The organism is Glycocaulis sp. (genome assembly GCF_050485565.1).
Classification (GTDB): Bacteria; Pseudomonadota; Alphaproteobacteria; order Caulobacterales; family Maricaulaceae; genus Glycocaulis.
Genome location: NZ_JBJHBQ010000004.1, coordinates 60,651 through 73,817 on the forward strand (window position 1 = coordinate 60,651; position 13,167 = coordinate 73,817).

Here is a 13,167-nt window from a genome sequence, read left to right on the forward strand (position 1 = left end):
CATGCGCAGACGCAAGAACAAGCCGAACGATTCCGCCGACGTCAACATGACGCCGATGCTGGATATCGTGTTCATCCTGCTGATCTTCTTCATCGTGACGGCGACCTTCCTCCAGGAAGAGGGCATCGACATGCGCCCTCCGCCCCCGTCTGAAACGCCGCCGCAGGACGCCAATCCTGTTATTCTGGTCCAGGTAACCGATCAGAACCGTGTGTTCGTGAACCAGGATCCGACATCGGTCGACCGTGTCATGGCGGCGGTATCGCGGCTGCGGGCTGAAGCGCCCAACTCTGCGGTGCTGATCCAGCCCAATGACGAGGCGCATCACGGGATCACGGTGCAGATCTGGGATGAGATGATGGCGAACGGCATTCCTGTGTCGATCAATCGCGACCGTCCCGGCGGTCAGTCGTAGCGAGGAGTATTCAGTATGGCGCGCCGACAGAGCCGGGTCACAACCGAAGACGAAGATACCGAACTGAACATGACGCCGATGCTGGATGTCGTGTTCATCCTCCTGATCTTCTTCATCGTGACGGCCGTGTTTGTTAAAGAACCGGGTGTGGATGTTACCCGTCCGCTGACCCAGACCGAAGAGCGGGTTCGTCCCACCATCCTCGTTGCGGTAACCTCCGATGACGAGATCTGGGTGAACCGTCAGGTCTATCAGATGAACCAGCTCAGAAACGTGCTGGAGCAGCTTCTGCAGGAAAACCCCCGTGCGGAAGCGATGATCCAGGGCGACGCTGATGCGCCGGTGGGTACCGTACTTGATGTCCAGGAAGTGCTTCAGCAACTGGGCGTCACGGTCACCATTTCGACGCGTCCGCGCTAGGCAGGAAGGAATATAACGATGGCCAGTCTTGTCCGTCTTTTTGTAGGTGCGCCGCTCGCGGCAATCGTCACCTTCCTCCTCTTCACGCTGATGCAGATCCTCATCTTTGACGATACCGCACCGCCTGAAGACGCGGGCGATGAGGTCAGGATTACGATTGCCGATGCCCCGGAGGAAATCCAGGCGCGTACACGCGACACCCGGATTGACCAGGTGGAGGACGTAACACCTCCGCCGCCGCCTCCGGCAATCGAGCGAGCGCGTGCTGACCAGCCCAGCGAGAGCATGTCCACCATTGTGGGCGGTCTCCCGGACTTTGACCGGCCGCAGCTGGCGGGTGGCGATATCAGCTTTGACGTGTCCGATCGTGATGCCCAGCCACTGGTACGCATCCCGCCGAACTACCCTCCGCGGGCCGCCGAACGTGGCATTGAAGGGCGCTGCTCCGTGGAGTTTGACGTGACGCCGGACGGCAACCCGACCAATGTGCGGATTCTGAGCTGCACGAACTCGGTCTTCGAGCGGGAAACGATCCGCGCGGTTGAACGCTGGCGCTACGAGCCCCGCGTGCAGGACGGCGTGCCGCAGTGGCGGCGCGGTGTGCAGACGCAGTTCGACTATAATCTGAGCCAGTAACACGGACGCACGCGTCAGCACGCCATCCGCAAGGTGTTCTACAGGAGTGACAAGATGAACCGCGAGAGCCAGAGCATGACCGGAATTGGGCGTGTCCTTGCGGCCGTGCTGGTTGCCGGAAGCATCGGTCTGACCGCGATTGGCGCCGCCGATGCGCAGCGCCGCAATACTCAGCAAGAGCAAGAGCAAAGTAACGAGAACCGGACCTTCTCGACACGCATAGGCCAGCTCGTGCTGGATGCGCAGGAGCAGACCCAGGCGGATAACTACCAGGCAGCTATCCAGATCTACACCCGTGCCCTCGGCATGGATCCCAGCGCCTATGAAGCCGGCGTGATGTATTCGCAGCGCGGCCGTCTGCACTTCATGGTCGACAACATGAACCAGACGATTTCGGACTTCCGGGCCGCCATCAATACAGGTGGCCTCAACGCGCAAGAGATTCGCGATCTGCGGATCAATCTCGGTCAGATTCTGATCAGTATAGATCAGATTGATGCCGGTATTCGCGAGCTGGAGGCGGCCATCGCCGGCGGAGCCACCATCAATACCGGCCTCGCCCGTCTTCTCGCCATCGCCTATGCGCAGGCTGAACGTTACAATGACGGCTTGCGCTATGCCGAGCAATGGTATCAGGCGACGCCCAACAAGACGCTGAACGAGTATCCGATCATGCTGGTCTATTACCAGCAGCTGAACCGTCCGGCAGATGAGCTTCGCGTCGTGCGTGAGCAGGTAAACCGCTTCCCGCAGGAACGCACGGCCTGGCAGAATCTGGTCAGCCTCCTCGCCCGCACCGACCAGGAAGACCAGGCTTTTGAAGCCAACAAGCTGATGTATCTCAACGGGCTGTTCACCCAGGGCGAGGAATTGCTGCGTCTGGCCCAATACTACAGCTACTACGACAATCCCTATCGCGGCGCGGTCATTCTCGAGCGCGAGCTGAATGCGGGGCGTATCGAGCGCAATGTTCGTAATGTCGAGCTGCTCGCCAATATGTGGCGGCAGGCGGCCGAGTTTGAACGTGCCCTGCCGGTGCTGCGCCAGCTGTCTGAAATGCGTCAGGATGGTCAGACCGCACTGGTGCTCGCCGAGGCATATTATCAGCTCAACCAGTGGGAACCCGCTGCCCGGGCATTCCAGACCGCGTTGAACCGGGGTGGCCTGCGCCAGCCGGGCGAAGCCTGGGTGCTGCTGGGGACGGCGCGTTTCAACCTCAATGACAATCAGGGCGCGCTGGCCGCGTTCCGTGAAGGTGCGCGCTTTGCCTCCTCACGTAACCAGGCCAATGGCTGGATCCAGTTCGTCAACGGCCAGATCGAAGGTGTGGCCCGCCGCGCGCGTCAGCGCGAGCAGGTGCAGATCGACGAGTGCCGCCTGACGGTTGAGGCTGAACGCCGCATCGCCACCGTTATCGGTGAGGCGGATGAGGATGGCCGCGTACGGATCGATATCCCGCAACGCTGTCAGGCTTACTTCAACCAGTATGGCGAACAGTTCCGCGAAGTCGGGATGGATGATGAGCAGGCCGCCGAGCGTCGTGAAGCGCTGGAGCGCGCTGCACGTGAAGCAGCGGCAGGCTAGACCCGCTCAACGCTTCGTCAGATGACAGATCAAGGCCCCGGTTTTCCGGGGCCTTTTTCGTTTGCTGGCCGTGCAGTTCGCAAGCCTCCAGTCAGAAAAAAGCCGGGCAGCAGAGCCGCCCGGCTTGACGCATCTGAAGATGCTGGAAGAGCTGCCCGTTACTCCGCAGCCTCTTCGTTGTCCGCCACACCCGCTTCGCTGTCTGCCAGACCGGCCACCATCAGCGCGAAGGCGTAGTCCTGTGCGCGTTCGCGAAGGGAGTCGAACCGGCCCGACGCCCCGCCATGGCCCGCGCCCATATTGGTGCGCATCAGGGTGAGGCCGTTATCGGTGCGCAGCTCGCGCACGCGGGCCACCCATTTGGCCGGTTCCCAGTAGGTCACGCGCGGGTCGGTCAGACCTGCCGTGGCCAGCAGGTGGGGATAGTCCTGCGCGCTTACCTGATCATACGGGCTGTAGGACAGCATATAGTCATAGGCCGCCTCATCCGTGATCGGATTGCCCCATTCATTCCACTCCGGCGGGGTCAGCGGCAGGGTGGGGTCGGAGATCGTGTTGAGCACATCGACGAAGGGCACCGCGCCGATCACGCCGGCAAACAGATCTGGTGCCTGGTTCATCGCCGCGCCAACCAGCAGGCCGCCGGCCGAGCCGCCAAAGGACACGATCCGGCCTTCGCTGGTGTAGCCTTCTGCGGCCAGCGCCCGTCCGGCATCAACGAAGTCGTTGAACGTGTTAATCTTCTGGTCGAGCTTGCCGTCCAGATACCATTGATAGCCGTTATCCGTGCCGCCGCGGATATGGGCGATGGCGTAGACCATGCCCCGGTCCACCAGCGACAGATTGGAGATGGAGAAGGTGGCCGGGATCGAAATCCCGTAAGAGCCATAGCCATAAAGCAGGAGCGGGGCCGAGCCATCAATCGGCGTATCGGCCCGGTGCAGGATGGTCACCGGCACCTCCACCCCGTCACGCGCGGTGATGTTCAGGCGGCGCACGGTGTAGTCGTCCGGGTTGTGGCCGGAGGGGATTTCCTGCTCCTTGCGCAGGGTCCGCTCACGCGTGGCCATGTTGAAGTCCCAGGTCTGGCGCGGTGTGGACGGGCTTTCATAGGTGAAGCGCATCTCGTCGGTGGCAAATTCATAGCCCCCGCTCATGCCCAGCGCATAGGCTTCTTCCTCGAAGGCGATGGCAAACTCGTCACCGCTCTCCACATTGCGCACGATGATGCGCGGCAGGGCACTTTGGCGTTCAGAGCGCACCAGCCAGTTCTCGAAACCCATCAGCCCGTTCACATACGTGCCGGGGCGGTGCTCGATGAAGGGCTGCCAGTTTTCGCGGCGCGGATCACTGACCGGCGCGCGCATGATCTGGAAGTCGACCGCGCCGTCCTGATTGGTGCGGATGAACATGCCATCGCCGGTTTCGGTCAGCGTGTACTCCACGCCCTGCTCACGCTCGGACACCAGAAGGGCCTCGGCGGCCGGGTCATTGGCGTCATAAAGGCGGATCTCGCTGGTGGTGTGATCGCCGGTATAGATGCTGATCCAGCTATCGCCATCGGTGCGGCTGACGCCGATGAAAAAGCCGTCATCGGCCTCTTCATAGACCAGCTCGCGTTCGGTAGAATCGATGGTCTGGCGGTAGACGCGCTTGGGCCGCGCGCTCTCATCGCGCCACACCCAGTAAATGGTGCGCGAGTCATTGGCCCATTCCAGCGAGCCATAGCCCTCATCGGTCAGGGTGGCGATATCCTCACCCGTTTCCAGATCACGGATGCGGATCTCGTAATATTCCGAGCCATTGGTATCGACCGCCCAGGCGACATAGCGCTGGTCGGGGCTGTGCTCGAACGCGCCCAGCGAGAAGTATTCGACGCCTTCGGCTTCGGCGTCGCCATCCAGGATGACCTGCTCCTCACCGGAGATCTCGCCATTTTCATCGGCGGGGCGGCGGGCAAAGACGGGATACTGGCCGCCTTCGCGATAGCGCGAATAGTAGAACCATTCGCCATCGCGGGTCGGCACAGAGCTGTCATCTTCCTTTATGCGCCCGCGCATTTCCTGGAAGATGGTCTCTTCCAGCTCGGCAAGCGGGCTCATCACCTCATTGTAGTAGGCGTTCTCCGCCTCCAGCATGGCGCGGATATCGGCATCGAGAACGGACGGGTCACGCATCACCTGCTGCCAGTTATCATCGCGCAGCCAGGCGTAATTATCGGTCCGGGTGCGGCCGAGCTGCTCGATGGTTTCAGGGCGGGCTTCCACGCTCGGCGGCGTGAAGGCGAGCGCCCGGTCGATCAGGGCAGATTGCGGGGCATTCTCGTTCATTTCAGACTGGCTCGCGGCGCTGGAGTTGTCAGATATCGTGGCGGGTTCGCAGGCGGCCAGACCCACAAGGGCGAAACCGGCAACGCCAGCCAGAAGGCTTGCACGTAAACGAATAGCAGACATGGAAATCAGTCTCCGGGAATAAAAGATCACACCGCATTACGGTACGGCGTGCACTCTAGCTCTCATTCTGGTCCGGGCGGAAGTCCAGCACTTCGCCATTTGCACACCAGCGCTGGCCGGTTGGCGGCGGGCCGTCATTGAAGACATGACCGCCATGGGCACCGCAATTGGCGCAGTGAAATTCAGTGCGCGGCATCAGCAGTTTGAAGTCGGTTTTCGTGCCGACCGCATCCGGGCTGACAGGCTCGAAAAAACTCGGCCAGCCGGAACGGGATTCGTATTTGGCGGCTGAGGAAAACAGCGCCTCGCCGCACACCACGCAGTGATAGATGCCGCCGCGTTTTTCGGCGTTCAGCAGCGAGCAGCCGGGCGGCTCGGTGCCTTCATGGAAGGCGATACGCTCCTGCTCGGGCGTAAGCTTCGCGCGCAGGGCGCTTATGGCGTCGTCAGACAGGCGCGGCATGATGACTCCTTGGCGGGTGCGTGCCGGTCAGCCCGGATCGGCGCGCCTGACAGACAAGATGGGTGTGGTGAGCACAATGACAATGAGCACGGCCAAAATCCCGCCAGCCGGGATCAGGGCGGCATCGCGCGGTCCCATCCACTCCACGACATAGCCCATGATGACCGCGCCGGCCGGCATGCCGCCAAACAGGCCGAGCTGATAGACGCTCATCACCCGCGCGATCTGGCGCCTGGGGGCGTTTTCCTGCACCAGCGCGCGTGAGAGCGACATGGCAACGCCGCCCGCCAGACCCCAGACGAAGATGGTCACGAACAGCACCGGCAGCGGCAAGGGCAGGGCGATACAGCCAAGGACGATGGCGGCTGCCGCCTGAACCACCATCAGCGTGCGTCCCGGCCGTTCGATAAGCGGCAGGCGCGCCAGAATGATGTTGGACATCAGCGCGCCCACCCAGAACATCACCATCAGCCCGGCCAGCACGTCATAACCGGCCAGATAGATATCGCGCACCAGCACCGGGATGATGACAAAGAAGCCGCCGCCGACGACCAGCGCGCCAACGGCAAACATGATCAGCGTCATCGGCCAGATCACCGGCGAGCTGATGACGGTGCGCAGCCCGGTTACAAGTGCGGTCAGTACCGGCTCTGCATGCTCGCGCGGGCGCGGCAGGCGCGGCATCGAGAGGGCGATCAGCCCGCCCGCCACAAGGATCAGGGCCTGCACGCCAAACAGCGGAGCCGGGCCGGTATAGCTGGCCAGAAACCCTGCCCCCATACCGGCGATCTGCGCGCCGAACTGCACCAGCGAGGCGAACACGATGGCGCGCTGCAGGCTCAGGGGCCGGCCAAGGCGCTGGGTCACGCGCGTGACGCCATTTACGGCGGAATCGCGCGCGGGCATGACGAAGGCCCCCGCCGAGCCGGCGACCAGCGCATAGACCACCAGCGCCTCATAGCTGAGCATGCCTGCGTACAGCAGGGCGGACATGACGCCTGCCGAGACGCCCGCCACACAGTGAAAGACCAGCAATAGCGTGCGCCGGTCTGCGCGTTCGGCCAGAACGCCGGTCAGCGGCAGCAGGAACAGCATGGGCGCGGTGAGGGCGGCCTGGGCAATGCCAAGCCGGGCCGGGCTCTCGGCCAGGGTGAAATTGATGACGCCGGGAAACAGGGTGGTCTGCAGGCCGAAACTGGCAAACCAGGCCGCCACTACCGCCATATAGACCCAGAACGGGTCGGGCCTGAACAGCCGCCGGCGCGCGGGCGCGGGTGAAGGGCGATGTGCAGGCATGGCGGGTACAGGAAAGTCCTTCGAGCGGGCGGTGTCTGACCTCTTAAGCCGATTGAGCGCGCTTTGCCACGTTTCCTTAACGCGCTGAAGGCAAGCTTCGCAGCCACCAGCCTTTCGCGCGTCAGGGAGCCAAGCCGCGATGGACCGAGCCGATCCTGCAACTGCGCCGAGCGTGACGGCCCGTTCCCGGCTGACCCGCAGGCTTGCCGATATTGTGTGCCTGCCTTCCAGCCAGGTCAGCCCGCAGGAGCGCTGGGTGGTGGCCGATGTGCTCGAAGAGATCATGCGCCATGCCGCGCCGGATCTGCGTGTGCGCATTGCCAGACGGCTGGCAGAGCAGGCCGAGGCCCCGCCGGGGCTGTTGCGGCGTCTGGCGCTGGACACGTACGAGGTTGCCGAGCCCATTTTGCAATCAGCCCGCGCCCTGACCGATTTTGACCTGATGGAGATTGCCGCCAAGGGGGAGGGGCGCCACCGCCTCGCCATCGCCCGGCGCGAGCATGTCAGCGAAGTGGTCTCGGCGGCGCTGGTGTCGGCGGGCGGTACGTCTGAAATTCAGGCGCTGCTGGCCAATCCGGGAGCAAGGCTCGCAAGCCAGACCGTTGACCGGCTGGCGCAGATGGCCGGTAGCGAGCTGGCGCTCGCCCACCTTCTCATCAAGCGCGCTGAATTGCGCCCGGCACAGGCGATGACGCTGTTCTGGGAGTGTGGCCATGCAGAGCGCCGGGCCTTGCTGGAGCGTTTTGCCGTTGGCCGTACGATATTGCAGGACGCCGCCGAGGACGTGTTCCCGCTGGCGGCCAGCGAAACGCCGCGCGACGAGCTGATCGGGCGTGCGCTGAACTATATCGAGCGGCGCCAGCGTAACCGTGCGGCAGCCGACCAGTCGCCTTATGGCTCGCTGGAGGGTGCCATTGAGGAAGCCGCCCGCACGGGGCTTACTCCTGAGCTCATTGACGAGATGGCGCGGCTGGCGAACGTGCAGCGCTCTCTGCTGGACCGGATGCTGGGCGATTTCGGCGGCGAGCCGCTGGCCGTCCTGACCAAGGCTACCGGCCTGTCGCGCGGGCATCTGATGGCGCTATTGCAGGCGGCCGGGCGCGGTGACCCCGCCCCCGAACAGGCGCGCTATGTCTTTGACACGCTCTCGGTCGACAAGGCTCAGACCGTGCTGCGCTACTGGAACTGGTCGCTGACGCGGCCGGCGGCTTAGGCGTGGCCTCCCTTATCCCCTGTTTGCGTCCCCGTCCGCATCGCCTGTGGCGAAGCGGGCCGCTCCACGCAAAATCTCATTCCTCAGTGATTTCAAGGTTCTGCCGGGGCACCGCTCCGGTTTGTCTCCGAGCGATTTCGTGAGGGGGATTGGGGTTTTGCGTTTCAGATAGGAATATTATCTCAATTATATACTTGACTGAACAAGGATAGAAAACGACGGAAAAGCAAGAGGTTATTGAGATCGAGGTTGCGCCGGAGATGATTGAGGCGGGGTTAAAATTTTTGAACGCGATCTGGATTACTTTGTCGTGGCCAACTTAGACACTCAACGACTAGCTCTTGAGGTTTATAAGACCATGGCCGCTCAAGGGGGTTTAAAAGCCAATTGCGCACCTTTCCGCGATGGCCCTTAGCGGATTGTTCAGCACGCTTTTCTCGATACTCTTTTGGTGTAAATGCGATGGAAATTCTGTATTGGCACCAAAACAAATCATCTGTCGCCTTTTTTAGGTGTTCTATTTTAAAAGATACAAATTTTTGCTTATCAAAATCACCAGAATTGTGAGTATTATCGGTGGAATACCACCCCCTCTTGACTAAATCAGGCAAGACGCCGTTATGTGCAATGGTGTCTCTAAGGAATCTTATCGATCCTAGGTGATCTGTGCATCGCTTTACATCGGAAAGATAGGGTTCGCTAACGTAGGACATTTTTGCGATTTTATTTATTGTTTCGCATATCTGCGCCATCCGCCTGGAGCCGAGTAGGGCGTGTGGTATCTCGTGCATGCTAGTGGGAAGCTCAAGGCAGTAAATTATGATAAAATCCGAGAGCGTTTGTGTAAGCTCGCGCTCTGTGAGCCCAAAATTTTGAATAAACTCGCCAAGTGCGTAATAATATTCATCCCATTCTGGATCAGGATCCATAACCATGAGCAAACCTCCAGAAACTGACGAAGGCCGCCGCGATGAGGCCCTAAAGCGGATGTTAAACACGCCGCCGACTCCGCAAAAGCCTAAGCAGAAGCGGGACGGCAAGCGAGTCCAAAAAGGTCAGGGAAAGCCTAGCGGCGGCGCTTAGGCCACTTCACAAACTTCAAGCCGCGTATCTCAGGCGGCTTTGAGTTCACCAGACTGCCGATAGGTCAGGCACCTCCTCAAAGGGCGCGAAGAGCTGCATAAGCGCGGCCCTCACCGTCTCAAAGCCCCAAGCCTTTATCCCCCATACTATCCCCGTCATCGCCCATTGAGGCGATGCCGGTTGTCCCGCATTTGAGATTCAATCAATAGTTGATTTCAACGATCTGGGAAGGCGTTGATATAATTTATCCTCGCGCCATTTTGTGAGCGCGGAGGGGGTTTTACAATCTATGTAGGAAAATTATCCTCGCTTCTCGCGTGTGTGCCTACGATAGGGGCTGACACGTTCTGGAGCAGGGAGTTGAAGACATGGATATCTTGCGAGCACGCGGCGGGGAGGGCCGGGCCCGTGAAGACCGGGCCGGAGAAGACCGGGCCGGTGAAGACCGCGCGAGGGCACAGCTCGCCCGGCAGGCCGCTGCGTTCAGCCTGGGTGTGCCTGTCGAGGCGGTGCAGGCCAGCGGCCGCGGCACGGCGGCGGCGGCGCAGGCGCGCCAGGTTGCGATGTATCTGGCGCATATCGCCTTCGAGATGTCGCTGGCGCGCGTCGCGCTGGCCTTCGGGCGGGACCGCAGCACGGTCGCCTATGCCTGCCACAAGGTGGAGGATATGCGCGATGACCCCGCGTTTGACGCGCGCATGGATGATCTGGAGACCTCTCTGCGGGCCATGCCCGCTCCGGGCCGGGTCATGGGCATGCCTGCGCGCACGGGCGCTCCAATGGCCGCAGGAATGAGCTGGTGAGCGCGCCCTCCTGGCTGATCCGGCTGGCGCGCCAGGGCCGGCGTATCGCGGCTTTGCCCGGCGGTCGTGGCTATGGCGTGTTTGCCGGGCCGGATCGCCGCCGCCGTCCGATGGCGGTGCTGAACGCGCGCGAGCTGGCGGAGGGCTTGAGCGATGGCACGCTGGCCGCTGATGAAGGCGGGGCAAGCTGGAGCGTCACCGAGGCGGGCCTTGCCCGGCTGAAACGCCTGCAACAGAGCCATGAGGATGATGAGGGCCGCTTCGCCGCCCAGCACCGCACGCTCCGCCCCCGCAGCGTGATGGATCCGGACGGGCGGATCGCGGTGGCGCTCGCCAATGCCGACGCCTCGCCCGTGGCGCGCTATGCCGTTGCCCGGCCGGGACGTCCGGCCTTGCTGGAGCCGGTGCATGTCACGGCGGCCGACAGGCTGCGGGCCGATTACGACGCCTCCACCCTTCGCTCGCGCGTGACTTCCGACTGGTCGGGCGTGCCACGCTCCGGCCCGCGCAGCGGGCATGATCCTGCAGGCGCGCCAGCGCGTGCGCTTGATGCCCGCACCCGCGTCATGGACGCGCTGGCGGCGTTGGGGCCGGGGCTGGACCGCCTGCTCATCAATATCGTCATCCGCGAGACAGGGATGGAGCGGGCGCTGCGCGATCTCGACTGGCCCGACAAGGCAGGCGCAACCGCCCTGCGCCTCGCACTGGAAAGACTGGCTGTGCATTACGGTCTGAAGCGGGCAGCGCGTGTGGCCGATCCGTTTGAGGTTTAGACCGCGCCAGCGCTCGCGCGGATGCGCGCCACCATGGAGGCAAGCCCGTTGGAGCGCTGGGGAGACAGGTGCTCGCCCAGCCCGATACGGGCGAGCACTTCGCGCGCATCAATGGCAGCGGCTTCGGCAGGGGGACGGCCCGAATAGAGCCGGATCAGCAGGGCAACAAGGCCCTTGACGATATGCGCATCGGAATCCCCGCGAATGGTGAGATTGCCAGCGTCATCTTTGTCCAGAACCAGCCAGACCTGGCTGACACAGCCCTGCACCTTGTTGGTATCGCTATGCTCTTCAGGGCCTAGCGGCTCCAGAGCGCGGCCCATGTCGATCAGATAGCGGTAGCGCTCTTCCCAGTCGCCCAGGAAGTCGAACTCGTCGACGAGGGATTCAATAATGGGGTCGCCAGTCTGCATGCGCCTGACCTAGGCGCAAGAGACGCCAAGGGCAAGGCTCTAGCGGGTCTGCCTGGCAGGCTTGGTGGCTTCGGCCTCGCGTGCGGTCTCGATCATGGCGTCGGCCTGTGACAGGGCCACGGAGCCGACATAGCCGCCAAATCCGGTAACGTGGTCCCAGATATCGCACAGCTCGCCATAATCCGCGCAGATGCCGGTCTGCTGGCTGCGGGCCGGGGCAGGTGCGGTCTGGGCCTGCAGGCTCTCGCTTGCCCGCGCTGCCGGTTCGGCCAGCAGGCGCTCCATGTCGCTGGCGAACAGGCCGCCAGCCGCAGTGAAGCCCGGCGGCACGAAGGCCGCGACCACCGCCAACCAGAATGCAGCGCGCAATATGAACATCATGGGGCTCGCCTCGGCCTCTGCTCCACGGGAAATTCTGACCCGCATCTTGAAGGCTAGGCGAGGTTTCCGGCTATTTCCATCGAAAGCCGGACACGCGGTAAATGCCCGATTAACGCCAGTTAGTAATGGTTTTCAGGGCGTTAACGACAACTACTCGTTAACCGGCGCGCGCGTCGTGGTCAGGCACCCGGCCACCTCTTCCAGCGCATGTTCCGCGATGCAGAAAGCGTCTTCATACTTGAAGTGACCGGCGGCCACGCACTGGGCAAGGTTAAGGCGCGCCGAGGTGATGCAGCGCCCCACAGCAGGGTCTGCCAGCAGCACATCCATGGCGCGCATATCGCCAGATTCAATCGACTGTAGGGCCGCCACGGCAAGGATGCGGCCAACCCGGCGCTCATCGGGTTGAAGCTGGGACTGGCCGACTGTCAGGGACAGGCTGGGCGCGGGCGCTTCGGGGCGCGGTGCGCTGGCAGATGCGCCAAAGAGATCGGATGCGGCACCGAGGCGGCGGCCATTACCGTTCTCCGCCATGCGGAAAGGCGTCTGCAGCCGCACCGACCCGCTCTCGATCTGTTCAAGCCGGGTGCGCCGGTCATGCGCGCGTGCGCGTGCCCAGGTCTGTCCCTGCAGATCGTAGGCAGCCTCGCGATAGCGGCTCGCCACCGTGTTCATGGTGGTGGTGTCGGTGGTGAGGGCGCCGACCACATTGTCCGAGGCCGTGTCCGCGCCCATGAAGCCGGTCACGAAAACCGGGTCGTTCATCAGGCTGGCTGCTGTCACGCCCGCACCGTAATAGTCGGCAATCGCGCGCACGGCATCGATGAATTCGGGGTGCTGCGAGGCGACAAGGGCGGCATAGGCGATCTGGGCATCCACCAGCCGGCCATCGGTGTAATAGGCGGCCAGCGAGTCCATCGTCTCGTCGAGGGCCAGAACCGAGGTCAGTTCGCGCCGTCCGGCTGCGTCGACATCGGAATGGTAGGCGGCATAGGTATCGGCATGGACATGCAGGGCAGAGGGGTGCGATGTCTCTTCCAGCACCAGCACGGGTTCGCCGCTTGCGTTTTCCTCGGCGGTTTCGGGCGCGTCCTGCACGCCCGCATGCAGCAAGGAAACAGACAGTATCGCCAGCAAAGGTGAAATCATGCCCGGCACGCTCCATACGGCTTGAGTGCACCCACTTTGCCGTGAAATTCGCCGTTGTCCAAGCTGGCACGCAGTGATTATTCGC

Annotated in this window: 14 protein-coding genes; 7 read left to right on the plus strand and 7 right to left on the minus strand. The window is 62.6% G+C overall.

Annotation, left to right across the window (positions count from 1 at the left end):
- Window position 1 precedes the first annotated feature (1 nt).
- From ACQ5ID_RS05565 to ACQ5ID_RS05580, 4 genes are read left to right on the plus strand one after another with little or no spacing between them, the layout of a single operon-like run.
- On the plus strand, window positions 2-415 hold the full coding sequence (locus ACQ5ID_RS05565; protein WP_429911471.1) for an ExbD/TolR family protein: 414 nt from the start codon (window positions 2-4) through the stop codon (window positions 413-415).
- Window positions 416-430: 15 nt separating this feature from the next.
- Window positions 431-835: an ExbD/TolR family protein gene (locus ACQ5ID_RS05570; RefSeq protein WP_429911472.1), complete on the plus strand. Its 405-nt coding sequence runs from the start codon at window positions 431-433 to the stop codon at window positions 833-835.
- Window positions 836-853: 18 nt separating this feature from the next.
- The gene (locus tag ACQ5ID_RS05575; protein ID WP_429911473.1) at window positions 854-1,471 is read left to right on the plus strand and encodes an energy transducer TonB; all 618 of its coding nucleotides are present in this window, start codon (window positions 854-856) and stop codon (window positions 1,469-1,471) included.
- Window positions 1,472-1,525: 54 nt separating this feature from the next.
- A complete protein-coding gene (locus ACQ5ID_RS05580; RefSeq protein WP_429911474.1) occupies window positions 1,526-3,055 on the plus strand; it encodes a tetratricopeptide repeat protein in 1,530 nt (509 codons plus the stop codon).
- A gap of 158 nt (window positions 3,056-3,213) precedes the next feature.
- On the opposite strand, the gene ACQ5ID_RS05585 is transcribed toward ACQ5ID_RS05580, so the two are convergent.
- From ACQ5ID_RS05585 to ACQ5ID_RS05595, 3 genes are read right to left on the minus strand one after another with little or no spacing between them, the layout of a single operon-like run.
- Window positions 3,214-5,508 carry a S9 family peptidase gene (locus ACQ5ID_RS05585; protein WP_429911475.1) on the minus strand — a complete coding sequence of 765 codons (2,295 nt, stop codon included), beginning with the start codon at window positions 5,506-5,508 and terminating at the stop codon, window positions 3,214-3,216.
- Between the two features lie 55 nt (window positions 5,509-5,563).
- Window positions 5,564-5,971: a peptide-methionine (R)-S-oxide reductase MsrB gene (gene msrB, locus ACQ5ID_RS05590; RefSeq protein WP_429911476.1), complete on the minus strand. Its 408-nt coding sequence runs from the start codon at window positions 5,969-5,971 to the stop codon at window positions 5,564-5,566.
- Window positions 5,972-5,998: 27 nt separating this feature from the next.
- The gene (locus ACQ5ID_RS05595) at window positions 5,999-7,267 is read right to left on the minus strand and encodes an MFS transporter (RefSeq protein ID WP_429911477.1); all 1,269 of its coding nucleotides are present in this window, start codon (window positions 7,265-7,267) and stop codon (window positions 5,999-6,001) included.
- Between the two features lie 139 nt (window positions 7,268-7,406).
- Here ACQ5ID_RS05595 and ACQ5ID_RS05600 point away from each other — a divergent pair, with 139 nt between their 5' ends.
- Window positions 7,407-8,480, plus strand: coding sequence for a DUF2336 domain-containing protein (locus tag ACQ5ID_RS05600; RefSeq protein WP_429911478.1), 1,074 nt, complete (start codon window positions 7,407-7,409; stop codon window positions 8,478-8,480).
- 275 nt (window positions 8,481-8,755) lie between these two features.
- Here the strand turns inward: ACQ5ID_RS05600 and ACQ5ID_RS05605 are convergent, their stop codons facing one another.
- A complete protein-coding gene (locus ACQ5ID_RS05605) occupies window positions 8,756-9,415 on the minus strand; it encodes a hypothetical protein (RefSeq protein ID WP_429911479.1) in 660 nt (219 codons plus the stop codon).
- Between the two features lie 516 nt (window positions 9,416-9,931).
- On the opposite strand from ACQ5ID_RS05605, the gene ACQ5ID_RS05610 reads away from it, so the two are divergent.
- Both ACQ5ID_RS05610 and ACQ5ID_RS05615 read left to right on the plus strand, forming a co-directional pair.
- A complete protein-coding gene (locus tag ACQ5ID_RS05610) occupies window positions 9,932-10,366 on the plus strand; it encodes a helix-turn-helix domain-containing protein (RefSeq protein ID WP_429911480.1) in 435 nt (144 codons plus the stop codon).
- Entirely contained in the window at window positions 10,363-11,139 is a 777-nt protein-coding gene (locus ACQ5ID_RS05615; RefSeq protein WP_429911481.1) for a DUF6456 domain-containing protein, read from the plus strand. Before ACQ5ID_RS05610 ends, ACQ5ID_RS05615 begins: the two co-directional genes overlap by 4 nt.
- Here ACQ5ID_RS05615 and ACQ5ID_RS05620 read toward each other — a convergent pair.
- The 3 genes from ACQ5ID_RS05620 to ACQ5ID_RS05630 form a co-directional block, all read right to left on the minus strand.
- On the minus strand, window positions 11,136-11,552 hold the full coding sequence (locus ACQ5ID_RS05620) for a SufE family protein (protein WP_371392132.1): 417 nt from the start codon (window positions 11,550-11,552) through the stop codon (window positions 11,136-11,138). The genes ACQ5ID_RS05615 and ACQ5ID_RS05620 overlap by 4 nt on opposite strands.
- Before the next feature lie 39 nt (window positions 11,553-11,591).
- Entirely contained in the window at window positions 11,592-11,933 is a 342-nt protein-coding gene (locus ACQ5ID_RS05625) for a hypothetical protein (protein ID WP_371392130.1), read from the minus strand.
- 150 nt (window positions 11,934-12,083) lie between these two features.
- The gene (locus ACQ5ID_RS05630; protein WP_429911482.1) at window positions 12,084-13,082 is read right to left on the minus strand and encodes a hypothetical protein; all 999 of its coding nucleotides are present in this window, start codon (window positions 13,080-13,082) and stop codon (window positions 12,084-12,086) included.
- Between the last annotated feature and the right edge of the window lie 85 nt (window positions 13,083-13,167).

Bases quoted from the DNA above. Each gene is read 5' to 3' on its own strand.
- ACQ5ID_RS05565 (WP_429911471.1), top strand. From the start codon at position 2: ATGCGCAGACGCAAGAACAAGCCGAACGATTCCGCCGACGTCAACATG.
- ACQ5ID_RS05570 (WP_429911472.1), top strand. From the start codon at position 431: ATGGCGCGCCGACAGAGCCGGGTCACAACCGAAGACGAAGATACCGAA.
- ACQ5ID_RS05575 (WP_429911473.1), top strand. From the start codon at position 854: ATGGCCAGTCTTGTCCGTCTTTTTGTAGGTGCGCCGCTCGCGGCAATC.
- ACQ5ID_RS05580 (WP_429911474.1), top strand. From the start codon at position 1,526: ATGAACCGCGAGAGCCAGAGCATGACCGGAATTGGGCGTGTCCTTGCG.
- ACQ5ID_RS05585 (WP_429911475.1), bottom strand. From the start codon at position 5,508: ATGTCTGCTATTCGTTTACGTGCAAGCCTTCTGGCTGGCGTTGCCGGT.
- msrB (WP_429911476.1), bottom strand. From the start codon at position 5,971: ATGCCGCGCCTGTCTGACGACGCCATAAGCGCCCTGCGCGCGAAGCTT.
- ACQ5ID_RS05595 (WP_429911477.1), bottom strand. From the start codon at position 7,267: ATGCCTGCACATCGCCCTTCACCCGCGCCCGCGCGCCGGCGGCTGTTC.
- ACQ5ID_RS05600 (WP_429911478.1), top strand. From the start codon at position 7,407: ATGGACCGAGCCGATCCTGCAACTGCGCCGAGCGTGACGGCCCGTTCC.
- ACQ5ID_RS05605 (WP_429911479.1), bottom strand. From the start codon at position 9,415: ATGGTTATGGATCCTGATCCAGAATGGGATGAATATTATTACGCACTT.
- ACQ5ID_RS05610 (WP_429911480.1), top strand. From the start codon at position 9,932: ATGGATATCTTGCGAGCACGCGGCGGGGAGGGCCGGGCCCGTGAAGAC.
- ACQ5ID_RS05620 (WP_371392132.1), bottom strand. From the start codon at position 11,552: ATGCAGACTGGCGACCCCATTATTGAATCCCTCGTCGACGAGTTCGAC.
- ACQ5ID_RS05625 (WP_371392130.1), bottom strand. From the start codon at position 11,933: ATGATGTTCATATTGCGCGCTGCATTCTGGTTGGCGGTGGTCGCGGCC.
- ACQ5ID_RS05630 (WP_429911482.1), bottom strand. From the start codon at position 13,082: ATGATTTCACCTTTGCTGGCGATACTGTCTGTTTCCTTGCTGCATGCG.